The sequence below is a fragment of the Sphingomonas sp. PSPC2-2 genome, assembly GCF_049897725.1.
Taxonomy (GTDB): domain Bacteria; phylum Pseudomonadota; class Alphaproteobacteria; order Sphingomonadales; family Sphingomonadaceae; genus Sphingomonas.
Window position 1 is genome coordinate 156390 of sequence record NZ_JAFCWU010000009.1, and the last position, 23190, is coordinate 179579.

Consider the following 23190-nt stretch of genomic DNA (forward strand, 5'->3'; position numbering starts at 1 on the left):
TTAGGAAGCAATTTGGCCGAAACGCCGAACCTGCGGAAATTTTGATAGTTACAGGCGCGCTAACCGAGGAAGGCCCTCGATTTCGGGGAGATTATTCCGGGTTAAATAGCCCCGCCCGCCACGGTCGGGGGGCACTATCGCCGATTGGCGGAAGAGGTGGAAGCCGGTGTGATCATGCTAAATGTCCCCATTTACGTTTAAAACTGAGCGCCTGGTTTGTTTGGTGCCCCCGTGGATGCCCCCGTTGCGGCGCAGGTCAGGCGGCGGAGCGGCGTCCGTTGAGCCACTCTTCGATGCTCGTTTCCCACCATCCGACCGCGCGAGCGGTAAGGGGCACTTGTTTGGGGAAGGCCCCTGCATCGATTTGGCGGTATATGGTCGCTCGGCTCAGCCCGGTCGTCGCGATCACGTCGTTGATGCGCAGGAACCGGCCTCGGTCGCTTGGCCGGCCGAGATGTTTTGCTTCGGCTAGAGTCGGTCGGTGCGTCGATGCAGTCATGACTTACCGTCCTGCCGCGACGCGGTCGCTTCAGTCAGGAACTCGCGCATGAATGCTTCGAAGGCGAAGGCATGATCGAGGCCGCGATTTTCTTCGAAGATATCGTTGACCGCCTTGACCACGTCCGACGTCGTGACGCCGCGCGCGACCCCATCCGCTTTATCGCGGGTGAAGGCTGCGCGCTTCGCCCGGCCGGGGATCGACGCGGCCATCGCACCTGAAACGATATGCTCGAGCAGGAAATGCTTGTGGCCGCGCTCGATCATCTCGGCTTGGAAGTCGACTTTGATCGTCTGCGCATCGATGATGATCTTCTGCGGATCATGCAGGCATTCGACCGCAGCAAAGACGAGCTGCTCGAGCTTGCTTTCGCTGTCGAGCAGCACGCCCGCGAAGTTCTTGCGCAGGATCGACTCGATCGCTTCCGGCGTCGGGCGCTGGACGACGATCTTGAAGTCGCAGCGGCCATCGCGCAGCACGGCCTGGTCGATGACGTTGGGGCGGTTGGTCGCCAGTAGGACGAACGCGCCGCTTTCCTGCATGCCGTCCATTTCGGCGAGGAATGTCGCGACCTGACTTTCCTCCCATGGTGCGACGCGGCGCACGCGGCCCGTGCGATCGGGCAGCAGCACTTCGGCCTCGTCCATGAAAACGAGCAGCGGGTGGCCGTGAAACGCCTGATATTCGTGAGCAAAGGCGAAGATCGCTTTGATCCGTCCCTCGGTCTCGCCGATGTACATCGACTGCAGTTCGGCACCCGAGATCGAGATGAATTCGGTCGCGGATCCATAGAGTCGCTTCATCTCCGATGCGGCTGCGCGCGCGAACATCGTCTTTCCGCAGCCCGGCGGTCCCGAAAGCATCGCCCCCTTGGGCATCTTCAGGCCATAGGCGTCATACAGCGCCTTGTGCGTGACCGGGGCCTGGATCGCGTCGCGCAGCTGCGCGAGTGCTGCATCGTTGCCGACGATATCATCGAACGCCTGTTCGGGGGCGGCGATGATCCATTGGGCGACCGCCTTGCGCGCATCGCGGTACGATGTCGGGGGCTTGGCCTTGCCGTCGCTCGCTGACGTCGAGGACGGATTGCTCTCGCCGCTGGAGATGTCGTAACCTAACAACATGTTATTGACCAAGCGGTCGCTCATGCGCCGCATCGCCTCACGGGCGTTGTCGTCGACAGAAACAGAGAAGCTGCGATTACGCGCCGGTGCCGGATCCGGGCTGCGGTAGGCAGCGGACTGTTCTGCGCTGGAGAAGCGCGATGCGGTGTCCGGGTTACAGCTCGGGCATGCGGGATCGCCGCACCCGCGCAGCTGGTGCTGTTCCTGTTCGGCGCGGCGGGTTTCTTGCGGCCGGCTGATTTTGCCTTTTCCCCGGTAATTGGGGTCATAGGGCGATCCGAAGGTATCCCAGCTCATATGCGCTCCGCTCGGTTGATTGTGGTCTGGTTGGGCCCGGAGATCAGAAGCTGGTCGGCGCAGCCGCTCGCATATTCGGCGGCGATCGGCTCGGCGATCGAGCGCTCGGTCGGCACCGTCGTGTTTTCAGCGTAAGCCATCGCATACCTCCTCGAAGGGGCGTCGATGCGCGCAGCCAAGGTCGCCGCGCGTGGCACAGACGGGACATGCTTCGCGGGACCAGGCGGGCGGGCGGCGATCCCCAAGAATGGTCGGCATCCTTGGTGCCGGCGGCCGATCAAGGGACTGCACCAGAGTGGTTCTCATGCCGCCGGCGGAGCGCGCAGCCGCGTGCCGTTGCCCTTCGGTGATAGGGGTTCGCTTCGGAGCGGTAGCCGGGCTTGGCTCGCGCGCGATCGGTCCACCTGCGATCAAGGCGCGAACCTTCGCGACGGTTCGCTCGGTTGGATGAGACGCCTTTCTGATCGTGTTCAAGGCAGCGGAGGGGTTGTCAGGATAGAGCGGCGCGATGAGCGCGCGCGCTGTGACGCAACGGTGCCTAGCCGCAGCCTCGATTTCCGCGATCAGCTCGGGTCCGCTCGGGCGCTCAGTGCGATGAACCGGGAGCATCACAGGGCACCCGTCGCGACGCCGCCGAGCGTCATCATGGGCCCCGGACGTCGTAATGGGGTTATGGTGATGATCTTGGCACCATTGCGCACCCGTTCGAGTTGCTCCTCGAAAGACTTGGGGCGAGCAGCTTCGGCTTGCCGGGCGGCGATCGCGGCGGCCTTATCCGCTGCGATTTCCGCGACGATCTGTGCTTTGGCGGCGTCTGGTCCGATTTCTGCAGCCAGCTGCCGGAACCGGCGCAACATGCCAGCGGGAAGCCATGAGGCCTCGCGCGCCAGGCGGCGCGCTTCCGCGCTGCGCCCGAGACGGTTGGGGGCTGGAAGTGTTTCTCCCTGCGCCGCCAACTCAGCGGCCAACTGATTCCGGATGCGATAGGCGGAACAACCGCCAATCCCCAGCGCCCGCGCGGCCCGGGCTACCGGCTCCCGTGCAAGGAGCCGTTCGCGCAAAGCGGTGATCGATTCCGGCGGGATATAGTTGGTGGATGCCTTGGCGGCACCGATACGCCGACCAGCGAGGTCACATCCGGGAAGGCACTCGCCCTTGCGCGCCAGGCGCTTGACCAGGCGATTGCGGATACGGCCGACGGTGGTGTTGCTGACGCCCGTCTGTGCGGTTACCCGCTTGGCGCCAAAGCCCTCGAGCAATAGGCCTTCGACCTCCCGCTTTTTTGCGACAGCCACCTTCACCCCCGAATAGGCTGCACCCGCGCCCGGCGGAGGAAGGGGGGCTTTGTCGCGCGCTTTCAGATCGGCCTGATAGCGGCGGCGCTGCTCGGCGACGCAGCTGGCGCTGACGCCAAGGCGAAGTTGGATATCCAAGCCCTTCATGCCCTTGCGCAGCGCATAGCGCAGACGCTCAAGTCCCTCCGGCGTGAGCCTACCCGTTGCATCGCGCTCTGCAGGCCGGAATCCCTTGCGCGGGCACAGCGCGATCAGGACCGCGTTGCAGGCGGAAGCTTCGGCCACCCCCATATGCGCGCCTATCCGGGCGAAGGACCAGCCTTCGACTTCGCGGAGCCGAATGGCTTCCTCCAGGCGTTGGCCCTGCAGCTTGGGCTCGGGCGCTTTTGCGGTGCAGACGGTGCGCAGGCCGAGCTTGTTGGCCATGACGTAGATCGCCTGCCATGACCGATCCGGCAGGGCATCGGCAACGCCATTGAGGCCCAGCGCCGGATAGAGCTCGATCAGGACCGCGCGCTCTTCGCTCGTCCATGCGGGGGATTTCGCGCGGGGCATCACTCAGCCGCCTGAAGCATGTCGTCGGCATCGGCCGCCTCGGCCGGCACGTTGCCGCGGAAGCGCAACAACGGATGCACCCAGTTCGCCGCAGCCTGCGCCATCGATGCGCGGGTCGCGGGATGTTGTCCGGTGACGACCTGCAGCACCTGGCGCGAGATCTCGCTACCCTTCATCCGCGCCCAGGTGCCGAAGGTCACGCGCTCGACCATCGGCTCGGCGATGGCGAGGCACGGTCCCTTGTCGAGCAGATTGAGCAGCTCCACGGTCGGCTGCCAGAAATCGCGCAGGCCCTTATCGGTGCCGAGGCCGACCATGTCGGCCAGCGCGTCGTGGAGCGGCACGCTATAATCGCCGTAATTGAGCGACCGTTCGATCGCGAGGCCCGCGACGATCGTCGCGGCGAGGGTTTTGAAATCCTTGTCCTGTTCGCGATAGGATTGGAACGCGGCGACGAGATCGTCGCGGCTGAAGGCCGGGCACAAGTGCATGTCGCGCATGGCGTCCATCCACAGCCGGCTGCCCGGCATGGCCTGGATCAGGCTGCGCGCGCTGTCAGGCCCGGGCGAGGCCGGGGCTAGGCGGGACACGCCGATCGCGTTGCCCGGCGTGTTCGGGGTGATCATCTGGCGCAATTGCGACCAGACCAGGAAATCGCGGCCCACGGTGCCGCCGTCGCGCGCATTGCCGACCAGGGCGGCGCGCAGGATCGATCGACGCAGCGCGCGGAAAACATCGACGCCGTCTTGCGTCAGGCCGTCCTCTTGCTTGATCGCGGCATCGGCCGCGCGGCGCGCATCGAAGCCCGCGACCTGGCTGACGGCCGCGCCGATCGCGCGCGGCTTGGCGGCTGGCGCGGCGGTGTCGACGGGTTTGCGCGTGCTGTACTTCGCCTTCGTGCTTTCCCACCAGAAACTGATTTTGGGGTCACCACTCGCGGCGATCTGGATGTAACCGACGACATCGCCCTCGGGCAGGGTGATTTCGGTTTCCTCGCCCAGCACCACCGCGAGTTCCGGAATATTGAGGAAATGATCTGGTCCGCCAAAGCTCGCCTGCGGCGGTTGTGGAACGAAGCGCAGATCGGGCCGCGCGGCGCGGCGGCGGATCTCGTCGCGCACACCGGCCAGCGCGGCATCGGCAAGCTGGCGCAGCAAATCGGGATGGCAGATCAGCGCGCGCGCCGGTGCGGCGTCGGCAGGATCGTCGAAAAGGTCGAGTTCCAGCGCGCCACCGGCATCGAGATAGGTTTGCTGCCCGACAAAGCGGAGCAGCCGCGCCGCCTCGGCATCGCCGATCTTGAGCCAGGCGCGGATGCGATCGGGCGTTTGCTCGATCGGGGACAGGAGGCGCAGCGCGTTGAATGCGGCAAGCTGCAGTGTCTGTTGCTCGGTCGCGCCATAGGCTTCGGCCTGCGCCTGCGAAATCGTGCCTGCCTTCAGTGCATCGAAAATCGGCGGGGCGAGCATCCCCAGCCGATAGGCGCGATAGGTGAAACGCGGCTCCTGGCCGAGCCGCTCGGCGATCGTCTCGAGCGAATCGCCCGCCACATGCGAGCGCACCACGCCCTCGGCGATCTCATACATTTCGAGATCGAGCCGCATCATGTTCTCGGCCTGGCTTTCCTCGAGCAATTGCGCCTCGGTCAGCTGGTCGCGCACGACGACGTCGATCGGCCAGTCGGCCGGGAGCGCGCCCGCTTTGATCAGCGCGCCGATCGCGCGGCAGCGGCGACCGCCGGCATGCACGCCATAGCGTTCCTTGCCGCCCTTCAGCGGATGGACCTTCAGCGCGTTGACCAGGCCGAGCGCGAGGATCGAGCGGCCGAGCGCCTCGATCGTCATTTGCGCTGTGCGATTGGTGCGGACGTTGAAGCGGCTGATCTCGAGCTGATCGAAGGTCACCGCCTTGCGCAGGATCGCGGGCGGCAGTTGCGGGGGCCGCGCGGACGCGATCGTCGCGGGAAACTCGGTCGGGGTGCTGGTCATGGGCACGCTCCTTCGGTTAGGACCGAGCGAGCGGGTGCCACCGCTGGACGGCCAGGGGCGGGGGCGAGGTTGGTCACCTCGCCTCCAGAGATCGGAAACATGCGCAGCGGGCGCGGCGCGGGGCGCCAGCGCGTGCAGCGCGCGGCGAGATCGAGGAAATCCACAGGCGGATGACCGGGCCGGTTACCCCACCAGGCGCGCGCCTCGGCTTCGCGCTCAGGCGTGAAATTCTGCACGCAATCGAGCGTGCCGCAGCGGGCGGTGCAGAAGCCCCGATCGCCAAAGCTGATCATGCGCACACCTCGCTGGTCGCGGCCGCGCGGGCAGCGCGCCAGTGTTCGAACGCGCCGCGATGTTCCGGGCAAAGATCCTTTCCCGGCGCCGGCTGATACGCGCAGCGGGCGCAGACCGGCGCATCGCATGTTCCGCTCTTCCTGGTCGGGACCTTCCAGTCGCACAGCAGGGTGGCGGGGCGACCGCAGGCGCAGCGCTGGCGGGTGCGCGACGAGCAGATGATCGCCGACCCGCCGCCTGGGAGCGAGACGCGGTCGCACGTCATGCGGCATCATTCGGGCGGTACCTGACTTCCATGGAAGCCGCTAAGACTGCGGTCCTGGCAGCTTGATATTCCAGGAGGAAGATTGACGTGCGACCGTAGCGCAACTGGATCATGCGCGGAGCGGACGTGCTCCCCATTGCCTGCCAGCGATCCCATTCGTCGGCGACTGCGGCGAAGGGCTTCAAAGCCATTACGAGCTGCGTCGACGCTAGATCGTGCGTGGCGGTAGTGCGCGCGTTGACCGCCTCAACGAGCAGTGCGGCGATCGCCGACGCGGATTCATCGCTCAGGTCACGATTGGCATCGACGACGAAGACTTCCATGTCGTCGGCGTCGAGTACCGATCCGGTTTCCTCGTCGCACAGGCGCAAGGGCAAGCGGACGCCGAGTTCGGCCAGCAATTTCGCGAAAGGGGTCATGCCGACACCATCGCCGAGGCCATCAGCCGAAGGGTCGCGGTCTTGGTCCAGTTCTCGAGCAATCCCTTGTCGGGGCTGAAGGTGCAGGTGGACACGACGCCGGCGCAGGACAGCCGGCTACCGTCATAGCGCGTACGGTATGCGGCACCGTGGTTGGCGACGAGGCCGTCGATGATCGTTGCGGCGGGAACGCCCGCCCGAGTCAGCTTGCCGACATAGTCGGTCGCTGCGATCAGCTTTTGCCGTTTTAGATCGATCGCGTCCATCAGTGCACCCGATCGAACGAAAAGGCGGGATGGGACCGATCGTGATGCGGATCTGTCAGTCGGACTTCCAGCACGTCCGAAATCCCGTGCACCTCTGTGTGCAAGAGCTCGCGCGCTTCGGACTCCGCCTGTTCAACCGACGATGCTAGGATCGCATAGGAACGCTGATCCTCACTGGTGACTTCAAAATCGATCGTGACGACGATCTCGCGCTCGCCACGATCATCGAACAATGCCCAATGGCGATCGTAATAGCGACGGCATGCCTGCAGCGACGCCGGGTAGGGCATGGCGGCGATTTCCTGGAGCGTGGGCTTGGCCATCGCTACAGCCCCAACACGGATTTGTAGGTTTCGATCATCGCCTCGGCCTCGTCGCGATGGTGTTTCTCCATCTTGCGCAGGCGGATGATCACCCGCATCGTCTTGACGTCGAAGCCGGTCGATTTGGCCTCGCCGTAGACATCCTTGATGTCGTCAGCGATGCCCTTTTTCTCTTCCTCGAGGCGCTCGATCCGTTCGATGAGCAAGCGGAGCTGGTCCGCGGCAATGACGTCGGACATCATTCGACTCCTGTCAGCTGGGTGACGGTCACGGCGTATGTGTTCTTCGTCTGGCAATGTTCGATGGTCTGGGTGCCAGCTGCGGCATCGACCGAGATCACTCGATAGGTCGGCTCCGGATCGAAGCTGAGGAGGCCGCCGATCCAGCCGAGCAGTTCGTGGGCGTTGCCGGTCACACCCATGGTCGCCTCGCTCACAAGCCGAACAGCGCACGCAGCGCCGCTCCCAGATTGCCGGTGACGGCGACGGCCAGCAGCCCAGCCACCATGCCGAGCGCGAACAGGCCGGGGCCGCGGTGCAGCAAGCGGTGTAGCAGCGCGCGACGCGGATCGCTGGGGCTGGGTGGGCGGCAACTGGGGCATCCGCAATCCATGCGGTGCGTGATTTCCGGCCGGGGCCGGACGGCAAGGTCAAGTTTCATCGTGACATCTCCCGCTGGATCATCGCGAAGGCGGTCGCGAGCGCGACCAAAGCGAGCCACAAGGCCGCCTTCGCCAAGGAAGGTTTGCTGAGCAGCAGCACGCTGACGCCGAAACCGGCGGCGGCGATCGCGAGATCGATCGCGCGGCGCGCCAGGCGCGCGCGCCGGGGGCGGCGGTGACCGTCGGCGCTCATTCGACGACGCTCGCCGCAGGCGGAGTGGCGCAGGCCGAGCACAGATCGGGCTCGACCCAGCAGCATTCGTCGCCCTTGGGATCCATGCACCGATCGTTTTTGCTGCAGGCGCAGATGCGACACAGGAAGGGCGCGAGTATGTCGGCACCCTGGGCGATCGCCTCGAGCTGGGCGAGCACGGTCAGATCGAAGCGATAGGCGAGGCGCAGGGCGACGACGGTGCGAAAGCTCGCGGGCGCGGCATCGGCTTCGATCAGCTCGAGCCATTTGCCACGCTGATGTTCGGACGTCTGCGGTTCGGTCGCGACGCGCGCGGCGACATCGGCGATGCTCAGACCGGCGCGCTGGCGACAGCGCTTGAGATATGCGCCGGGAGTGATCGTGCCGGTCATGACGACAGACCATCGGTCATGACGTTGGTCACTGCGGTGCCGGTGCGGTCTGTCGGGGCGGGCTCGACCAGGGTGATTTCGATCACCGGATCGACCGGATATTGCAACGCGTGCGCCAGTTCGAGCTTGGCAAGCGAGATGTTGAGCCGCGCGCGCCGCACCCTGCCCATAGCGGTATAGGATGCGACCGACCGCTCGACCGGCCGCAGCGCCAACTGGATCGCGTCGAGCTCGGTCATGATCTTTACGATGGCGGCGCGGTTGCTCATGCGGATTGTCCAGGCAGCAGTTTTCCCACCCCGCCAGCGGATGCGGCGAGGGGGCTACGGTTCGGCGATGCAGGTTCGGTCAAGCCCGGGGGCGGGCCGGGCGGATCATGGCGGTTGCTGCTCGTGCGCGATCAGCGACTGGATCACCGCGACGGCGCGGTTTTTCGCCTGGATCGATTCGACGGTTTCCTTCAGCGCTTTCTTCAGAGCGCGATCGTCAGCACCGGGTAGGCCCGCCTCCATCAGCGCGACTTGGGATTCGCAGTCTTCGCGAGCAATTTCGATGGCGCACCGGCTGATCGCGTAGGCCTCACTGAGGCGTTCGGGCTTCGCCAGGTGCAGGATGGAAGCGACGATCTCAAAAATTGGTGCGCCGGGAAGGCCAGCACGCGCGTGAGCTCGCTCGAGCTTCACCATATCGACGACCGTCAATTGTTCGCGCCGGTTCGGATTGGACAGCGCGCGAAGGTAGGATGCTTTCCGTCCGGTAGCCTTGATCGCGCCGGGCATGCCCAGCGCGACGATCATCTTACCCAGGCCGTCTTCGACGGTGAGCGGATTCCGTACCATCGTCATACGACCACCGCGCCTGCGCAAAACCGCGCGGCCGATTGCAGCAGCCATATCGGCCGAGCGCCTATAAAAAGAGGAGGTGGCACCGTCATGGGGGAGAGGGACCCGATGACGGTGCCGGTACGCGAACAGGACGGGTTGGGGGCACGTGCGCCAAGTCGAAACACCAGAACCCCAGGGCAAAGGTTCCGGGCGCACGCGATCCGGCCGACCCGTCGGCGGCCGAAACTGGAAAAGGGGGACGTCGACGGCAGGCGGGAGCGCACCCGCCGCCGACGCTCGCCGCCCGAATGGCGGCAGAGGGAAAGGGATGGCACTGCCCGAGTCACCGCGCGGGCTCCAGGCTGGCGCGGGTGGTAGCCGAGTCGTCGGGGTAGATGTCGGGACGAAGCACCTCTTTCGGGATGCCGGTTTCGCGCTCGACCAGGAGGACGTCCTCGGCGTGCACTGGCTTGAGATCGCGCAGACGCTCGTAGATCGACGACTGGGAACGGTTCACCAACCGGGCGTATGCCGTCTGCGTTCCGACGGCGCGGACCGCAGCTGCGAGCGGTGTGTCTATCGTCGATTCGATACCCATGGCGTTTGACTATCGGTATTCCGATAGGTGGTCAATCGGAAAGTGCTTATGCTTGCGCTATTGGTTTTCCGTTAGGTTCGAGCCGTGATTGTCGGGGCCAGAATCGAAGAGCGTTTGGTAGCTGTGCAGATGTCGCAGTCGGCGCTCGCGCGTCGTGTGAAGCTCGCGCAAAGCACCATCAACGGACTCGTCAAAGGCGAGCAGCGCTCCACGACTAAGCTGCACGAGATTGCTCGAGCACTCAAAACGACGCCGGCCTATTTATCGGGCGAGATCGACGACCCGGAGTGCGATGCAGCTCAAGAACCCGCGCTCGACTTCGAAACGCGCGAGATACTGGATGATGTCGCGGACATGGACCCGGCAGACCGCCGCGCGATCGCGCAGATCGCGCGCAGCCTCACGCGGCGCGTGCCCACCGGGCGAGACGGCCCAGCGACCCTGCACGCGCGCGCCACCAGCTATCGCGGTCCGCCCGTCAGCGAGAACGCGCTGGGGCAAATGATCGAGGGGTTGCTGCGGGCTGTTGATCTGACGGCTCCCGTGCCCGAGCTCGCTCGTGAGCTTGCAGAGCTGTGGCCCACCGCGATCGCGCAAGTGCAAGGTCCGCTGCACGCGTCGGACGATGAGACGCCGGCGGCTCCAGCAGCATCGCCTGCAACTCTCGCCAGCGCCGGTCGCGCACCGCGGTGATGACGGCGCACTGCACATCGCAGCGCGGACAGCGCAGTTCGCACGCGGGCGATGCCCGAAACACGGTTCCAGTCATTGGTCTTGCTCCCGGCCTGGCCGTCGAGGCTACTTCGACGGCTTTCAGGTCGAGCGACATGGTTGCCGGTAGAAGGTTAGGTCGGCGTTGACGAGCGCCACGCAAATTGTCGGAAATAATTCCTTGAATTAGAAGCGCGAATAAGGGGGCAGGTGGTGATCCTTCAAAGCGATCGATGAGGCTGGGAGATGCATCGGCTCCGGTTCTGAACCAACGCAAGGTCATCATCGATTATGTTGATGCGAACGGGGAGGCGAGCAGGCGTACAATCGTACCGTTCTTAATCGCTGGATCTTTCGCAGGCGGACGATTGGACGTGCTCTATCTTGAGGCCCGTTGTCTCACCGCCAACGCGAAACGCACATTCCGCATCGATCGCATCCGGGAACTCAGTGACGCAGAAACCGGCGAGGTTTTGGATCTTCTGGAGTGGGCGCGTGGTCTCGAGGTCGGGCCGTTATCCCTGATCGATGAAGCTGAACCCGCAGAGGAGACCACTGCTGCCGCCCGTGTTCGATCACCATCGCGCCTGTGGCTGATGGTAGCCATGCTATTGGCCGGGTATTTGATCGGCCGCTTTCGCATCCTGCACCTCCTTTTGGTCGCGACTCATATGCATTGGGGGCGATGGCTATGAGGTTCACGATCGCGACGATCCTCTGCATGACGAGCCTCGTGCTGGCCTCACCCGCGCCGCTATGCGCTGCGCAGGTGGCAGACGACGGCTTAGAGGTGCTGGATGGAAAATGCTCTTATCCACCACGGTTGGGGAAGCCCGGCCCTGAAGATCGCCGCCTGGAATGCGATACTGTGGTCTTGTTGCCCTCCGGTCAGGACAGCGTATTGGTGCAATTCGCGAAAAAGGGCTCCGGCGCTCCGGTCGGCTTCGCAGGCCCGATCGGCGACAACGGAGAAATGTCGGTGCGCCGCGTCTACCTCTCCCCCGGAAACCCTACGGCGGCAACAGCCGGTCATTGCCGCCTTTTCGAGCAAGATGGCAAGACGACGGGAATTTGGTGCGTTGCCTCGATTGGCCGTGTTCGAATTATCGCGAATTTTCGGGTCGCGCCGAAGATCACCCCGGAACTGACGCGATGAAAGCGTTTGGTTTCATCCTCGCCGCGATCGGCGCGTTGGTCGCAATCGGCTCGCTATTCCTATCGACATCGGTCCCGACAGAGGTTCCCGCAACCGAACTGTTCGGCGTTTCACACGCGTCTGAGGTTTATAATCTCGGGAAGCTCCAGACACAGTTGTTGGTGTTTATTGGGGGCTGCGCAATCGCGGTGATCGGCATAATCGTCGGATCGGCGGGCGTGATCATCGAGAAGGTGGCCCGGCCGGAGGCGATCCAGACGCTCGCGACGCCGGACGTCGTCACCGAAGCTCGCTCAGTCGAGAACTCTTTGGATTTGCCGCCTGCGCCTAACCCGCCCGGTGACCAAGGCAGTATCGACCCCGCTATCGGCGTTGGGCTCGGGGCGCTGGGCCTCATCATCTTCTTTACGATCGTCTATGTGTTCGCCACGAATGGTGACCATTCCACCCGTGCGGCCATCATGCAAAATGCAGACGCGATCGCCGACAGGATCGACCACAACGCGGCGATACTCGACGATTTGGAAACAAACGCGGCGGCAACTGCGCCAAATTGACGCCCGCTATGGTCCGCGTGATCAATTCCCGCTATGTTCCACCTCGGGAGCGCGGGCGTAAGCAAATCTATGGTGGCGCAATATCGCCGATCGCCGAGCATGGTGAGCACGAAGCTGCAGGTGCTGGATTTCGCCAAGGCATATTTCCTACGCTGGGGCCGATCGCCCAGCTATGGCGAGATCGGCAATGCGGTCGGCATCAACCGCTCTCGTGCGCGAGACATGGTGCGCACGCTGACCGCCGAAGGGGAGATCCTGCGCGAGTCGGGTGATCGGCGGCGGATGTCGTTTCCGGGGCTCGAGCAGCAAGTCAGCGAAGGCGATGCGATCCTCGCGCTGCGCGCCGCCGGGTGGACGGTGAACCCCGATGGTCAGGTGTTCCAGCGGTCAACGGCCAGCACATTTCCGCCACTGCCGCGCGTGCCCGAACTTGAGCAGATACCCGTGACAGACGACGGGGGTCAGCGAAATGTCGGACAGCAATCCAGCCGAGGCGAAGGTGATGCGCGCGATCATCGCGCGCCACCGCAAACAGGCACTCGCTGAACGCGCTGCAGCTGCAGCGGCATCGCCAAAACCCGAGGTGAGGGGGGTGGGCTGGTCCACCAAGGCCCCGAAGAAGCGCAAGCCCAGCCAGCTCGAGAAAAGCATTGCCGACGACATCGCGCTCAACCGGCGCCGCTGGGCGGAGAAACATCCCGATCGTGCGGTAGCAGAGCGGGCATTGCGGAAATCCCGAGCGGAAATGCACGAGCGCTGGGACCACAAGGCGCATGGCACCCCGGAAACCCACGAACACCATGCGCGTCGCCAAGACGGGGCGTTGGCGCGGCTGTACCTATCGGGATCGATCGATGCCGAGCAGCTCGCCTCGGCCGTCGAGATCGCCACGGTCGCCGAGCGGATGGGTGCCGATGTCACCGTCAAGACCTCCAGCGTCGAGACGCGCGTCGACCAAACCCGGAACGGCGATGGGATCTTTTACGAAGCGCTGGGCGCGGTGCGGCGCGAAATGGCCTATTCGCGCTGGCGACGCGAGGTGAGGGGGCCGATCGCCGCGGTGCTGGACATGATCGTCGGGGAGACGGTGGGCTACACGGTGGTCGCGCAGCGTTATGGGATGCACAACCGCCGCGCGAAGCAGCTGCTGATCGACGCGCTAGATCTGTGGCCGCGCATCTTTGGGGCGGTGTCCAAGGAAGTGGATGCTGCGACGCTGATCGCCGCGCATGCCGGCATTCTCGGCTGATCGTTATTTTTTGGGGGTACACAAAAACGCCCCTGCCAAAATGGCCACGTAACGGACTATTTCGACCCCGCGACAATTGCGCCTGAAGCCCACCGCCTTCCCCAGGCCGGTGGGCTTTTCCATATCTGGAGCGCTTCCCCATGCCCCAGCCGCGCCTGTCCCGCTCTTCCCCTGGCGGGTCCATCGCAGATCAGCTCGAGCGGTTGACGCCCGATTGGGATCGGCTGGTGCATGACGCGCGGCTGGGGCGCCCGGGCCAGACGGCCTTCGAGGATCTCGAAGAGCGAGCACAGCAGCTTGCCCGCGCGATTGTCGCCCCCTTTCGTGGAGACCGCCGATGACCACGCTCGCGATCCTGCGTGATTTCATCGCGACCATGCCCGGCGAGGAAGCGGTGATTTCGAAGGCGAGCCTGGTGGCGATCGAACGCGAGCTCACGACCGCGAGCGTCGCCGCAGCGCGAGTGAATATCGATGTCAGCGTGAACAGCGTCATCGATGGGCTGCTGACGCCTAACACAGCGCGCGGCTTCGCGTGAATCGCCAGCTGGCATCTCTCCTGGTCGGGAGCCGAACCCGGCAGGAAGTCTCGCCGACCGCGACTGTGCAAGGCACACTGCCTGCGGGCACCGCCGGGGCATCGCCATCGGTTCGCGGCCGTGCAGCCACGGTTTTCCGCCAGATATCTTGACCGGGGCGGAGGGGGTCTCCGCCTTCGCCACGACGATTTCAAGGCAGGTGCCGATCACGCGGAGGGTTGAGGCGACCGAGGTGCAGTGCGCACCGCTCGAGGTCAAGTCTCGCCGCACGATAGGCACACGGGTCGCGACTAGCCCAGGCCGGGCGGGTTCGGCTCGAGCAACAAGCCCGGCACTTATTCACTGCAGGGTTTCCGGGTGTGCTGGGCTGGCCTATACCTCTGGGATGCCCTTTCCTGAGAGCAGAGCATTTCGTGAGGGCGAGGCCGCAGTCATAGGCGACGGTTTGAGCTGTGTGATCGCCGCAGCGGAATTGCGCCGCGCTGGCATTGTCACCCTCACCGACAGTCAGGGCTCGTTGAGAAAGCAGCTTCGTCGAGCAGCGGCCTTCGAAGTGGTCGTTTTCGCGGGGGCTCTTGACCGACTAGCCGTTCGGGACATGCTCAGCGGCAATCAGCGCAATGCCGAGCACCTAAACGATCTTCCGCAGCTTGTGGCCGATGCGCTGCTGGATGGTTTTTACGAGCAGGATGGAGCTGGATCGATGGTCGAAGCTGCCCACCCTGCGATGATCGACGTTGCTGGCACACCTTACATCCGCGACGCAAAAGGCAGTCTTGTGCCGCTAGCTTCGGTGAAGGCCGCAGATCTGCTGATGGACGAGACGGTGCGCGGGATCCTTGACCAGGCGCGAGCGCTGTCGGCGACGATCGCCGCGTTCAAGAGCGAAACGTTCGAGCGCGTCGGTGCGCTGCAGGCTCTGATCGCGCAAAATTACGGCGGCACCGTTGGCGGCAAAAAGGGCAACATCACGCTGATGTCGTTCGACGGCTGCATGAAGGTACAGGTTCAGGTCGCAGATCTGCTCGAATTCGGCCCGGAATTGCAGGCGGCAAAAGGCCTGATCGACGCCTGTCTCACGGATTGGGCGGTCGGCAGCGCGGTCGAACTGCAGGCACTCGTCAACCGAGTGTTCCAGGTCGATAAGGAAGGCAAGATCAACCGCGCCGAGCTATTCATGCTGTTGCGCGTCGAGATTGCGGATGAGCGCTGGGTGCGCGCGATGGACGCGATCCGTGATTCCATCCGCGTGATCGGCTCGCGCACGTATGTTCGTTTCTATCAGCGACCGGCGCCGGATGCGGCGTGGTCGGCCGTCACGATCGATCTCGCCGCCGCGTGACTTCGATCGACATCCGCGCCAACCTGAAGCCGCTCCAGCGTGCGTTCATCGGGCTCAGCGCGAAACAGGTGCCGTTCGCGACGTCGCTCGCGCTGAACGCCCTCGCAAAGGGCGTCGTCGCGCAAGAAAAGGACGAGGTGTCGGACACCTTCGACACCCCAACGCCGTTCACGCAGAATGCGTTTCGAATCGAGGTCGCCACGAAATCGCGCCCGATCGCGCGGGTCGCGGCGAAGGACATCCAGGCCGAATATCTCGAGCCTTATGTTGTAGGCGGCAATCGATCGCTCGGAACGAAGCGTGGGATGCTAGCGCCGCGCGAGATCACGCTGAACCAATATGGCAATCTGGCCAAAGGGAAGCTGGCCTCGCTCAAGGGAAAGCCCGGCGTTTTCATCGGTAAGGTGACGACGCGGAATGGCAAGGTCGTCAACGGTGTCTGGCAGCGGCCGACATCCGCAGCACGGCGCGTCGGCAACAAAGGCGGCAAAGCCCGAACCGGATTGAAACTGCTGATCCAGTTCGAAGACACGACGCCAGTCCGCAAGCGCTTCGACTTCTTCGGCCGGGCAACGGCCTACCTGAAGGCCAATGCCGCGCGCGAGTTCGACGCTGCGCTAAAGCGCGCCTTCGCAACCACGAGGTGACATATGATCGTGTGCGGCATAGACATCGCGACCGATCGCTTCGAAGTTGAGGTGATCGGCTGGAGTTCGTTGGGCCCACTCCGAATTTCGGGATGGACCTCGATCTTGGTCGATCCGACGACCGGTCTCTGGGAAGCGCGCCGTCTCAGCCGTCGCGCCGCCCGCCGTCAGCGTGGCCGGGCGCGCGCCGCCCGCCGCGCAGCCGCCGCCTGTCCCTGACGCCCCCCCGGGGGCTTTTTGGGTCCTTCCGGGCCCCTTCTGCATCGAGGGTAATTGCGCACCGCGATGCTTGCCCAGCTGACGGTTCGAAAAGTTGGTTGCGGGGGGCAACCGGTTGCGGGGGAGGGGATCGATGCCGCTCTTATCTCTCACCGCATTTGCTAAGACGCACGGCGCGACCCGTCAGGCCGCGGCAAAGTGGAAAAAGGCCGGAGTTCTGCAGTTTTCCGGCGAACTAATCGACGTCGATGCCTCTGACCAGCGGATGCGCGATGCAGGCTTGGGCCGCTTCAAGATCGAAGCGGGTAGGGCGCAACCGGCCCCCGCAACCAAGACCCGCAACCGCGCAACGGTTGCGCCTGAGGTTGCCGCCATCCTCGACGAGGTTGTCGCTGACTTCGAGGATGCCGCAGCCGATGGCGACATCGACGAGGAGATTGCCGGCGGCTTCATCGAGCAGCTGCTCGAGGGCAAGTTCCGATCGAAGGTCGAAGCGGCAGCGATCAAGGAAAATGCGCTCGCGCTGAAACATCTGCTGGTCGCCAAGAAGGAGGCCGGAAAGCTCATCGAGATCGAGCATGCGCAGATGGTGATCTTCGACGATCGCCGCGCGGCTCGTGATGCCTGGATGGCCTGGCCTGGCCGCTTTGCTCCGCTGCTCGCTGCCGATCTCGACATCGACGGAGCGAAGCTGGCGGAGGCGCTGAAGCCCTATGTCCACCAGCAGCTCGACGAGCTCGGCGAGCCCGACCTCGATTTCATCGCCGCCGACGAAGACTGACCTGCTGCGGCGCGCAGCGCGCCGCGGCTGGACCCCTCCACCCCGTATCAGCCTTCCGGAATGGGCTGACCGATATCGTGTGCTGGCAAAGGAGGCCGGCAGCACCTCCGGCAAATACCGCACCGCCCGCGTCGAGATCGCCCGCGGCCCCATGCTCGCCGTTACCGAGCCGGGCGTTCGCAAGATCACCGCGCAGGTCGCGACGCAGCTGCTCAAGTCGACGTTGATCGAGAACATCATGGGCTATCACGCCCATCTCGATCCCTGTCCGATGCTGATCGTGCAGCCCAAGGATACGGCGGCGCTCCAGTTCTCTAAGGAGCGCCTGGCGCCCTTCATCAAAGCGACGCCGGTCCTCCGCGGGCTGATCGGGACGTCGAAGACGCGCGATGCCGGCGACACGATCGACTATAAAGCGTTCCCCGGCGGGTTTCTTGGGATCGTCGGCGCTGGCAGCCCGGACAATCTGGCACGCCGTCCGATCAGGATCATCCTGTTCGATGAGGTCGACAAATATTTGCCGCTGAAGGAGGGCAATCCCCTCCTGATCGGTGCCGAACGGCTCGCAACGTTCGAATCGAATTCGCTTGATGTCGCGGTCTGTTCTCCCACCATCACCGGTGAGAGCAAGATCGAGGCTCGGCTTGCGGAATCGGACCAGCGGCGTGCGTCGGTCGCTTGCCCGGAATGTCATCACCGTCAATTTCCGGAGTTCTTCAACCATATCGATTGGGAGCATGGGTCGGACGGCAAGACTCATCGCCCCGATACGGCGCGGATCTATTGCGAGGCGTGCGGCACTGCCTGGTCGGAGGGGCAACGCCTCCGCGCCCTGGAGACGATCCGGTGGCACCAAACGCGCACGTTCGAATGCTGCGGCATCCGGCAGGATCCGCTCGAGCGATATGCGGCAGAGTGGAAAGCCGAGATCGATCCGCGCGCGGTCGACAAGGTCTGGGATTGGTGGGCCAGCAATCGCTGGGCCGTCTACCGGGCGAAGTGCAGCTGCTGCGGCACATGGGCCGTACCGAACAAACATGCCGGTTTCCAGGCGGGGAAGGAATACAGCCCTTGGGCCAATGATGCGCCGCCCGAACTGGCGGCGAAATGGCTTGCCGCAACCGATGAGGACGGCAAGCTCACTTTCTACAATACCCAGCTCGCGCGCACCTACCGCAAAAATACCGGCAAGATCCTCGATCCGGATTCGCTCCTCGCCCGGCGTGAGGTTTGGGAAGCCGAGATCCCAGATGGCGTCGCCATTCTCACCGCCGGCATCGATACGCAGGATTACCGGATCGAGATCGAAATCGTTGGCTGGGGCCGCGACGAAGAGAGTTGGTCGATCGCATATGAGGTGATTGAGGGCGAATTCGACGATCCCAAGGTGCAGGCGCAGCTCGATGCCTATCTGAGACGGATATGGCACCGCGCCGACGGCCGCCCATTCAAAATCAGCGCCGCATGTCATGATTCCGGCGGCCATCACACGAACGCAGTCTATACCTTCTCCAAGGCCAATCTCTCGCGCTATATCTGGGCGATCAGAGGCGAGAGTGCGCGAACTGGTCAGCGCAACCCGATCTGGCCGACCAAGCGGCCGAGTTCGCGCTCGAAGAAGTCATTTCGACCGGTGATCCTGGGCGTCAATGCCGCAAAGGATGTGATCCGGTCCTATCTCGGACGTACTGGGCCGGGGCCCGGATATATGCACTTCAACGTCGACCGTGACGTTGGCTACTTCGCCCAGCTGACTGCCGAGGTCATTGTCGTCAGAGAGCTCGGCGGCCAGAAATATCGCGTCTGGGAATTGCCCGGTGGTCGCGCCAACGAGGCAAGCGACTGTCGCGTCTATGCCTATGCCGCGCTCCATGGCCTGATGCACCGCGGCCTCAAGCTCAACCGCGAAGCGGAAAGGGTCGGCGCCGTCATGACGTTCGAGCCCGAACAGCCAGCTCCGGCCCCACCACAGCCTGCACCGGCAACACCGGAAACCGGCACTGCGCCGACGCCCGCCTTGCCGCCTGCAAAAATGACCGCGCGCCGCACCGGCGGCGGCCGTCGCCTTGCCTGAAGGGATCTATATGGCTCGTTTCGATCCCAGCCTCAGCATTCTGGCGGGCATGGATACCTCTGTCCTCCGCCAGCAGCTGAGTTTGATGCAGCAGGACTATCTGGACCTGAGCTCCGGCCGCAAGGTCGAGAGCGCATCCTATGCTCAGGGCGACGGCGCGAAGAGCGTGAAATATACGGTTGCGACGATCGGCCAACTGGCGATGGCAATCCGGCAGATTCAAGCGCAACTGGGTATCATCCCGTCGCCACGTCGTGCGATTGGCGTCCGCTTCTGATGGCGTCGCCACCCGCTCTGGTCGACAACCGTGGCCAGCCTATCCCATCCGCGACGATCGCGCGGATCCGCGAGGATGCCCAGCGCGGCAGCAGCCGGATGCGCGGGTCGCTCGGTGGCGGTGGCGCGGGCAATTTCTTCCCTTACGACGCGGTCAATTTTCAGTCGCAGGATCAAGGCGACTGGTTTCCGCAAGTCCGCTCGCCGGATACCGAGATCAACCTCTATCGCGACCGGATGGCCGCGAAGGCGCGTGATCTGCGCCGCAATGATCCATGGGCCAACGGCGCGATCAGCGGCATCCTCGATTCGACGATCGGCGCGCAATATCGCTTCGTTTCTAAGCCCGATTATCGCGCGCTCCGGCTCCACGCGAAGGGGTTCGACGCGGTTTGGGCCAACGAGTATCGCCAGGTGCTCGAGGCGAAATGGCGCACCTATTCCGAGGATCTCGGCCACTATAACGACGTCAATCGTCGGCTCACGATCTCGCAGCAGTTTCGCCTCGCGCTCGGTCACAAACTGGTCGACGGCGAGTCGTTGATCGTCGCACAGTGGCGACCGGACCGGATCGGCCGCGGTACCGCGACCTACGCTACCTGCTTCGAAGGGATCGATCCCGATCGGTTGTCGAACCCCAATATGGGGCCCGACACGCGCTATATCCGCGGCGGTGTCGAGATCGACGATGATCAGGTGGCGATCGCCTATCATATCCGCCGTGCCCACCAGTTCGACTGGTACAATTCGGTGGAGAGCATGCAGTGGGATCGCGTCGAACGCGAGGACCCGGACGGCTGGCGTCGCGTCTATCACGATTACGATGCCGACCGCGTCTCGCAGAACCGCGGCGTGTCGGTTTTCGCGCCGGTCATCGGCTCGCTCAAGATGCTGTCGCGCCTCTACGGGGTAAAGCTGCAGGCCGAAACCGTCGCGGCCGCGTTCGGGCTGTTCGTCACCTCGCCTTATGATTTCGAAATGGTGCGCCAGGCGCTCGATGACGAGGATCAGGACGAGAAGGCGTTCGGCTGGTACCAGGACATGCGCTCCGACTTCCATTCGGATCGCGACGTCAGCGTCACCGGCGCGCGCTTCGCGACCCTCGCGCCCGGCGAGGATATCAAGTCGGTCGCGCCGGGCGGCGGCCAGACCGATATCAAGCCCTTCGCGCACGAAATGCTGCGCGGCGTCTCGGTCGCGATTGGCGTGTCCGGCGAGGAAGTGCACAACGATTATTCGGACTCGAGCTGGTCGTCGGCGCGCGCCGGTATCGTCAAGGCGGAGAAGACCTACAATCGTCGCTGCGACGAGTTCGACCAGAACACCGCCACCCCGGTACTCGCCACCTGGCTCGAGGAGCCGTTCGAGCGCGGTGAGCTCCCGCTGCCGCGAAACGCACCATCCTATCTCGAAATGCGCACCGCCTATGCGCGTGGGCGTTGGCTCGGTTCCGCGCGTGGTTGGGTTGACCCCGTCGCCGAGCGTCAGGGCGTCGTGCTCGGCCTCGATGCCGGCCTCTCCACCATGGAAGAGGAATGCGCGAAGCAGGGCATGGATTGGGAAGAGAACCTCGAGCAGCGCGCCATCGAATACCATCGCATGGTCAAGCTCGGTCTACCGCGGCCGCAATGGTTCGGCAACGAATACACCGCGACCCAGATCTCGGCACCGCAATCACCGGAGCAAGCCTGATGTTTATCGATGTCACGCATAGTGGCGATGGGCGCACTTTGCGGCTGTCGACCTCGGCGATCGCCTATCTCGATCACGCAGAAGACGGAGCGCGCGTTCGCCTGATCGGCGGTGAGAGCTTGCGCGTCGCGGAGTCGCCAGCGGAGATCGAGGCGAGCATCGAGGCCCATTTCACAACCATCGTCGGTGTGATTGATCACACCGCTGACGGTTCGGCCATGATGCCGGCGGAAGCAATCGACCTGATCGGCATGGAACCTGCCCCCAAGGCTGTTATTGGCCGGGGAAAGAGCAAGTGACGGCCCTTCCGCGTCACCTGGTCACGCGCCTTTTCAACAACTGCGCTGCGCTCCTGCCTGCGGCGTCGACGATTGCCGTCGACCTGCTCGTGCGGGCTAGCGATCGCATCGAAGCAAGTGTTCCAGGCTCGGCCTTTGGGATTAGCGAAGATCTCGAAACCGAGGATCGCGCGCGCCCTTACGATATCGTTTGCGGCGTCGCGATCATCCCGATCCGCGGCGTCCTGATCCAGCGGCTCGGCTGGCTGTGGTCCTATGGCGACCTGTTCGGCATGTCCGGATATGATCGCATGCGCCTGCAGTTCATGCGCGCGCTCGCCGATCCCAATGTCGATGCCATCGCGTTCGATCTCGATAGCCCGGGTGGCGAGGTCGCCGGCTGCTTCGATCTCGTCGACACCATCTACCGCGCGCGGGGTAGCAAGCCGATCGCCGCCATCCTCGGTGAGAGCGCATATTCTGCAGCCTATGCGATCGCATCGGCGGTCGATCCAGGTCGCGTGTGGGTTCCGCGCACCGGCGGCACGGGCTCGGTGGGTGTGATCTACCTGCATTTGAGCATTGCCGGCTGGCTGGCGAAGAGCGGCATCACGCCGACACTGGTCACCAAGGGTGCCTTCAAGGGCGAAGGCAATGAGATGTTCGACCTGAGCGAAGATGCGCTCGAGCACATGCAGGCCGATATCGACGCAGTCGGCCAATTGTTTGACGCGACGGTCGCCCGCAACCGTGGCCTCGCGATCAAGGATGTGACCCGCACCCAGGCCGGGACGTTTCTCGGCGGCAAAGGGGTCGACATCGGTTTCGCCGACGCGGTCGCCGCGCCCGACGAAGCATTCCGGGCGCTGCTGAAGCAGCTGAATTAACCCGGCCGGGCCGCCCGGGCCCGGCTGCCAGGCTTAGCGCCAACAGGAGTGATATCATGAACACCAGCCGTCTGTCGGCCGGCGCGAGCCGATTCGCGCATTTGACCGGTCTCTCCCGCAAAGTCCGCGGCGCTGCCGAGGACGATCAACAGGACGATGAGCCGAAGGGCAAGCGATCGCGCGCTGCGGATGACGCCGACGATCAGGACGAGCCCAAGGGCAAGCGCTCGCGTGCGTCCGATGACGAGCAGCAGGATGACGAACCGAAGGGAAAGCGCTCGCGCGCGTCGGACGAGGACGACGATGGGGACGAGCCCAAGGGCAAACGCTCCCGTGCGGACGATGGCGACGACGATGGCGATAAGGACGAACCCAAGGGCAAGCGCTCGCGCGCATCGGACGAAGACGACGATTCCGATGAGGACGACGACAAGGAAGAGATGAACGGGCGCAGCGCCAAGGCTTCCGCCCGGCGCCGCGAGCAGGCGCGCATCGGGGCCATTCTCGGTCACGCTGCGGCAGCAAACAATCTCCCGTTGGCCGTGTCGCTCGCCTGCGAGACGCGGATGACCCGCCTCGAGGCCATCACGGTCCTCAAAGGCCAGGGTGGCCGCCAGCGCGACGATCGCGACGATGCCGGCGGCAATCGCCATGCGCGCCAGGACCGCTCCAGCCGCAACGTCCAGCTCGGCAGCGATAGCCATGGCCCGACCGGGCCGAAGGCAGTCAGCCACAGCTGGGACGCCGCGTTCCAGCGTGCCGGTATCAAGTCCATCCCCCGCTGATCCGA

The 23190-nt window shown here is 64.3% G+C and carries 35 protein-coding genes; 18 read left to right on the plus strand and 17 right to left on the minus strand.

The window, feature by feature from the left end; translation table 11 throughout:
• Positions 1-256: 256 nt before the first annotated feature.
• The 17 genes from ACP7BY_RS16350 to ACP7BY_RS16430 form a co-directional block, all read right to left on the minus strand.
• A complete protein-coding gene (locus ACP7BY_RS16350; RefSeq protein WP_033965972.1) occupies positions 257-499 on the minus strand; it encodes a helix-turn-helix transcriptional regulator in 243 nt (80 codons plus the stop codon).
• Entirely contained in the window at positions 496-1647 is a 1152-nt protein-coding gene (locus tag ACP7BY_RS16355) for an AAA family ATPase (RefSeq protein WP_426288198.1), read from the minus strand. The genes ACP7BY_RS16350 and ACP7BY_RS16355 overlap by 4 nt, the downstream gene beginning before the upstream one ends.
• Positions 1648-1916: 269 nt before the next feature.
• On the minus strand, positions 1917-2060 hold the full coding sequence (locus tag ACP7BY_RS16360) for a hypothetical protein (RefSeq protein ID WP_156143042.1): 144 nt from the start codon (positions 2058-2060) through the stop codon (positions 1917-1919).
• A 468-nt stretch (positions 2061-2528) separates the two neighbouring features.
• Positions 2529-3770, minus strand: a complete 1242-nt coding sequence (locus tag ACP7BY_RS16365; RefSeq protein ID WP_137902303.1) for a hypothetical protein — start codon at positions 3768-3770, stop codon at positions 2529-2531.
• Positions 3770-5758 carry a ParB/RepB/Spo0J family partition protein gene (locus ACP7BY_RS16370; RefSeq protein WP_137902304.1) on the minus strand — a complete coding sequence of 663 codons (1989 nt, stop codon included), beginning with the start codon at positions 5756-5758 and terminating at the stop codon, positions 3770-3772. The genes ACP7BY_RS16365 and ACP7BY_RS16370 overlap by 1 nt, the downstream gene beginning before the upstream one ends.
• Positions 5755-6051, minus strand: coding sequence for a hypothetical protein (locus tag ACP7BY_RS16375; RefSeq protein WP_033966403.1), 297 nt, complete (start codon positions 6049-6051; stop codon positions 5755-5757). Before ACP7BY_RS16375 ends, ACP7BY_RS16370 begins: the two co-directional genes overlap by 4 nt.
• 262 nt (positions 6052-6313) lie before the next feature.
• A complete protein-coding gene (locus ACP7BY_RS16380) occupies positions 6314-6736 on the minus strand; it encodes a hypothetical protein (protein WP_033966404.1) in 423 nt (140 codons plus the stop codon).
• Positions 6733-7002, minus strand: coding sequence for a hypothetical protein (locus tag ACP7BY_RS16385; RefSeq protein WP_033966405.1), 270 nt, complete (start codon positions 7000-7002; stop codon positions 6733-6735). Before ACP7BY_RS16385 ends, ACP7BY_RS16380 begins: the two co-directional genes overlap by 4 nt.
• Positions 7002-7325, minus strand: a complete 324-nt coding sequence (locus ACP7BY_RS16390; RefSeq protein ID WP_033966407.1) for a hypothetical protein — start codon at positions 7323-7325, stop codon at positions 7002-7004. Before ACP7BY_RS16390 ends, ACP7BY_RS16385 begins: the two co-directional genes overlap by 1 nt.
• A 2-nt stretch (positions 7326-7327) precedes the next feature.
• On the minus strand, positions 7328-7564 hold the full coding sequence (locus ACP7BY_RS16395; protein ID WP_033966427.1) for a DUF2312 domain-containing protein: 237 nt from the start codon (positions 7562-7564) through the stop codon (positions 7328-7330).
• Positions 7564-7740 (minus strand): hypothetical protein, encoded by a 177-nt coding sequence (locus ACP7BY_RS16400; protein ID WP_171010434.1) that lies wholly within the window; start codon positions 7738-7740, stop codon positions 7564-7566. Before ACP7BY_RS16400 ends, ACP7BY_RS16395 begins: the two co-directional genes overlap by 1 nt.
• Positions 7741-7757: 17 nt before the next feature.
• Positions 7758-7985, minus strand: a complete 228-nt coding sequence (locus ACP7BY_RS16405; RefSeq protein ID WP_137902305.1) for a hypothetical protein — start codon at positions 7983-7985, stop codon at positions 7758-7760.
• The gene (locus ACP7BY_RS16410) at positions 7982-8179 is read right to left on the minus strand and encodes a hypothetical protein (protein WP_033966409.1); all 198 of its coding nucleotides are present in this window, start codon (positions 8177-8179) and stop codon (positions 7982-7984) included. The genes ACP7BY_RS16405 and ACP7BY_RS16410 overlap by 4 nt, the downstream gene beginning before the upstream one ends.
• Positions 8176-8571, minus strand: coding sequence for a helix-turn-helix domain-containing protein (locus tag ACP7BY_RS16415; RefSeq protein WP_033966410.1), 396 nt, complete (start codon positions 8569-8571; stop codon positions 8176-8178). Before ACP7BY_RS16415 ends, ACP7BY_RS16410 begins: the two co-directional genes overlap by 4 nt.
• Positions 8568-8840: a hypothetical protein gene (locus ACP7BY_RS16420; protein ID WP_033966411.1), complete on the minus strand. Its 273-nt coding sequence runs from the start codon at positions 8838-8840 to the stop codon at positions 8568-8570. Before ACP7BY_RS16420 ends, ACP7BY_RS16415 begins: the two co-directional genes overlap by 4 nt.
• A gap of 105 nt (positions 8841-8945) precedes the next feature.
• Positions 8946-9464: a hypothetical protein gene (locus ACP7BY_RS16425; RefSeq protein WP_137902306.1), complete on the minus strand. Its 519-nt coding sequence runs from the start codon at positions 9462-9464 to the stop codon at positions 8946-8948.
• A gap of 274 nt (positions 9465-9738) precedes the next feature.
• On the minus strand, positions 9739-9993 hold the full coding sequence (locus ACP7BY_RS16430; RefSeq protein WP_052192476.1) for a YdaS family helix-turn-helix protein: 255 nt from the start codon (positions 9991-9993) through the stop codon (positions 9739-9741).
• Positions 9994-10077: 84 nt separating this feature from the next.
• Between ACP7BY_RS16430 and ACP7BY_RS16435 the strand changes: the two genes are divergently transcribed.
• From ACP7BY_RS16435 to ACP7BY_RS16520, 18 genes are all read left to right on the plus strand, one after another.
• Complete coding sequence (locus tag ACP7BY_RS16435; RefSeq protein WP_137902307.1) at positions 10078-10686, plus strand: helix-turn-helix domain-containing protein; 609 nt, start codon at positions 10078-10080, stop codon at positions 10684-10686.
• Between the two features lie 251 nt (positions 10687-10937).
• Complete coding sequence (locus tag ACP7BY_RS16440; protein ID WP_033966416.1) at positions 10938-11399, plus strand: WYL domain-containing protein; 462 nt, start codon at positions 10938-10940, stop codon at positions 11397-11399.
• Positions 11396-11860, plus strand: coding sequence for a hypothetical protein (locus ACP7BY_RS16445; protein ID WP_033966418.1), 465 nt, complete (start codon positions 11396-11398; stop codon positions 11858-11860). The genes ACP7BY_RS16440 and ACP7BY_RS16445 overlap by 4 nt, the downstream gene beginning before the upstream one ends.
• Positions 11857-12417, plus strand: coding sequence for a hypothetical protein (locus ACP7BY_RS16450; protein ID WP_033966420.1), 561 nt, complete (start codon positions 11857-11859; stop codon positions 12415-12417). The genes ACP7BY_RS16445 and ACP7BY_RS16450 overlap by 4 nt, the downstream gene beginning before the upstream one ends.
• A 99-nt stretch (positions 12418-12516) precedes the next feature.
• Positions 12517-12963 (plus strand): hypothetical protein, encoded by a 447-nt coding sequence (locus ACP7BY_RS16455; protein WP_249340783.1) that lies wholly within the window; start codon positions 12517-12519, stop codon positions 12961-12963.
• Positions 12920-13666, plus strand: coding sequence for a hypothetical protein (locus ACP7BY_RS16460; RefSeq protein WP_033966431.1), 747 nt, complete (start codon positions 12920-12922; stop codon positions 13664-13666). Before ACP7BY_RS16455 ends, ACP7BY_RS16460 begins: the two co-directional genes overlap by 44 nt.
• 140 nt (positions 13667-13806) lie before the next feature.
• Positions 13807-14007, plus strand: coding sequence for a hypothetical protein (locus ACP7BY_RS16465; RefSeq protein WP_033966423.1), 201 nt, complete (start codon positions 13807-13809; stop codon positions 14005-14007).
• Positions 14004-14204 carry a hypothetical protein gene (locus ACP7BY_RS16470; RefSeq protein WP_033966424.1) on the plus strand — a complete coding sequence of 67 codons (201 nt, stop codon included), beginning with the start codon at positions 14004-14006 and terminating at the stop codon, positions 14202-14204. The genes ACP7BY_RS16465 and ACP7BY_RS16470 overlap by 4 nt, the downstream gene beginning before the upstream one ends.
• 454 nt (positions 14205-14658) lie before the next feature.
• Positions 14659-15546 carry a DUF3164 family protein gene (locus tag ACP7BY_RS16475; protein ID WP_249340784.1) on the plus strand — a complete coding sequence of 296 codons (888 nt, stop codon included), beginning with the start codon at positions 14659-14661 and terminating at the stop codon, positions 15544-15546.
• A complete protein-coding gene (locus ACP7BY_RS16480; RefSeq protein ID WP_033966425.1) occupies positions 15543-16193 on the plus strand; it encodes a hypothetical protein in 651 nt (216 codons plus the stop codon). Before ACP7BY_RS16475 ends, ACP7BY_RS16480 begins: the two co-directional genes overlap by 4 nt.
• 3 nt (positions 16194-16196) lie before the next feature.
• Positions 16197-16412, plus strand: a complete 216-nt coding sequence (locus tag ACP7BY_RS16485) for a hypothetical protein (protein WP_137902309.1) — start codon at positions 16197-16199, stop codon at positions 16410-16412.
• A 133-nt stretch (positions 16413-16545) separates the two neighbouring features.
• Positions 16546-17193 (plus strand): hypothetical protein, encoded by a 648-nt coding sequence (locus tag ACP7BY_RS16490; RefSeq protein ID WP_052192408.1) that lies wholly within the window; start codon positions 16546-16548, stop codon positions 17191-17193.
• 79 nt (positions 17194-17272) lie between these two features.
• A complete protein-coding gene (locus ACP7BY_RS16495) occupies positions 17273-19267 on the plus strand; it encodes a phage terminase large subunit family protein (protein WP_197057814.1) in 1995 nt (664 codons plus the stop codon).
• Between the two features lie 10 nt (positions 19268-19277).
• A complete protein-coding gene (gene gpW / locus ACP7BY_RS16500; RefSeq protein ID WP_033965724.1) occupies positions 19278-19544 on the plus strand; it encodes a gpW family head-tail joining protein in 267 nt (88 codons plus the stop codon).
• Positions 19544-21235 (plus strand): phage portal protein, encoded by a 1692-nt coding sequence (locus tag ACP7BY_RS16505; RefSeq protein ID WP_033965723.1) that lies wholly within the window; start codon positions 19544-19546, stop codon positions 21233-21235. Before gpW ends, ACP7BY_RS16505 begins: the two co-directional genes overlap by 1 nt.
• Before the next feature lie 38 nt (positions 21236-21273).
• Positions 21274-21534, plus strand: coding sequence for a hypothetical protein (locus tag ACP7BY_RS16510; protein ID WP_137902310.1), 261 nt, complete (start codon positions 21274-21276; stop codon positions 21532-21534).
• Entirely contained in the window at positions 21531-22400 is an 870-nt protein-coding gene (locus tag ACP7BY_RS16515; RefSeq protein ID WP_033965721.1) for a S49 family peptidase, read from the plus strand. The genes ACP7BY_RS16510 and ACP7BY_RS16515 overlap by 4 nt, the downstream gene beginning before the upstream one ends.
• A gap of 56 nt (positions 22401-22456) precedes the next feature.
• Positions 22457-23185: a hypothetical protein gene (locus ACP7BY_RS16520; protein WP_052192407.1), complete on the plus strand. Its 729-nt coding sequence runs from the start codon at positions 22457-22459 to the stop codon at positions 23183-23185.
• Positions 23186-23190: the final 5 nt, after the last annotated feature.

Coding starts and splice junctions, on each gene's coding strand:
- ACP7BY_RS16350 (WP_033965972.1), bottom strand. CDS start 499: ATGACTGCATCGACGCACCGACCGACTCTAGCCGAAGCAAAACATCTC.
- ACP7BY_RS16355 (WP_426288198.1), bottom strand. CDS start 1,647: ATGAGCGACCGCTTGGTCAATAACATGTTGTTAGGTTACGACATCTCC.
- ACP7BY_RS16360 (WP_156143042.1), bottom strand. CDS start 2,060: ATGGCTTACGCTGAAAACACGACGGTGCCGACCGAGCGCTCGATCGCC.
- ACP7BY_RS16365 (WP_137902303.1), bottom strand. CDS start 3,770: ATGCCCCGCGCGAAATCCCCCGCATGGACGAGCGAAGAGCGCGCGGTC.
- ACP7BY_RS16370 (WP_137902304.1), bottom strand. CDS start 5,758: ATGACCAGCACCCCGACCGAGTTTCCCGCGACGATCGCGTCCGCGCGG.
- ACP7BY_RS16375 (WP_033966403.1), bottom strand. CDS start 6,051: ATGATCAGCTTTGGCGATCGGGGCTTCTGCACCGCCCGCTGCGGCACG.
- ACP7BY_RS16380 (WP_033966404.1), bottom strand. CDS start 6,736: ATGACCCCTTTCGCGAAATTGCTGGCCGAACTCGGCGTCCGCTTGCCC.
- ACP7BY_RS16385 (WP_033966405.1), bottom strand. CDS start 7,002: ATGGACGCGATCGATCTAAAACGGCAAAAGCTGATCGCAGCGACCGAC.
- ACP7BY_RS16390 (WP_033966407.1), bottom strand. CDS start 7,325: ATGGCCAAGCCCACGCTCCAGGAAATCGCCGCCATGCCCTACCCGGCG.
- ACP7BY_RS16395 (WP_033966427.1), bottom strand. CDS start 7,564: ATGTCCGACGTCATTGCCGCGGACCAGCTCCGCTTGCTCATCGAACGG.
- ACP7BY_RS16405 (WP_137902305.1), bottom strand. CDS start 7,985: ATGAAACTTGACCTTGCCGTCCGGCCCCGGCCGGAAATCACGCACCGC.
- ACP7BY_RS16410 (WP_033966409.1), bottom strand. CDS start 8,179: ATGAGCGCCGACGGTCACCGCCGCCCCCGGCGCGCGCGCCTGGCGCGC.
- ACP7BY_RS16415 (WP_033966410.1), bottom strand. CDS start 8,571: ATGACCGGCACGATCACTCCCGGCGCATATCTCAAGCGCTGTCGCCAG.
- ACP7BY_RS16420 (WP_033966411.1), bottom strand. CDS start 8,840: ATGAGCAACCGCGCCGCCATCGTAAAGATCATGACCGAGCTCGACGCG.
- ACP7BY_RS16425 (WP_137902306.1), bottom strand. CDS start 9,464: ATGGCTGCTGCAATCGGCCGCGCGGTTTTGCGCAGGCGCGGTGGTCGT.
- ACP7BY_RS16430 (WP_052192476.1), bottom strand. CDS start 9,993: ATGGGTATCGAATCGACGATAGACACACCGCTCGCAGCTGCGGTCCGC.
- ACP7BY_RS16440 (WP_033966416.1), top strand. CDS start 10,938: ATGAGGCTGGGAGATGCATCGGCTCCGGTTCTGAACCAACGCAAGGTC.
- ACP7BY_RS16445 (WP_033966418.1), top strand. CDS start 11,396: ATGAGGTTCACGATCGCGACGATCCTCTGCATGACGAGCCTCGTGCTG.
- ACP7BY_RS16450 (WP_033966420.1), top strand. CDS start 11,857: ATGAAAGCGTTTGGTTTCATCCTCGCCGCGATCGGCGCGTTGGTCGCA.
- ACP7BY_RS16455 (WP_249340783.1), top strand. CDS start 12,517: ATGGTGAGCACGAAGCTGCAGGTGCTGGATTTCGCCAAGGCATATTTC.
- ACP7BY_RS16460 (WP_033966431.1), top strand. CDS start 12,920: ATGCGCGCGATCATCGCGCGCCACCGCAAACAGGCACTCGCTGAACGC.
- ACP7BY_RS16465 (WP_033966423.1), top strand. CDS start 13,807: ATGCCCCAGCCGCGCCTGTCCCGCTCTTCCCCTGGCGGGTCCATCGCA.
- ACP7BY_RS16470 (WP_033966424.1), top strand. CDS start 14,004: ATGACCACGCTCGCGATCCTGCGTGATTTCATCGCGACCATGCCCGGC.
- ACP7BY_RS16485 (WP_137902309.1), top strand. CDS start 16,197: ATGATCGTGTGCGGCATAGACATCGCGACCGATCGCTTCGAAGTTGAG.
- ACP7BY_RS16490 (WP_052192408.1), top strand. CDS start 16,546: ATGCCGCTCTTATCTCTCACCGCATTTGCTAAGACGCACGGCGCGACC.
- gpW (WP_033965724.1), top strand. CDS start 19,278: ATGGCTCGTTTCGATCCCAGCCTCAGCATTCTGGCGGGCATGGATACC.
- ACP7BY_RS16505 (WP_033965723.1), top strand. CDS start 19,544: ATGGCGTCGCCACCCGCTCTGGTCGACAACCGTGGCCAGCCTATCCCA.
- ACP7BY_RS16520 (WP_052192407.1), top strand. CDS start 22,457: ATGAACACCAGCCGTCTGTCGGCCGGCGCGAGCCGATTCGCGCATTTG.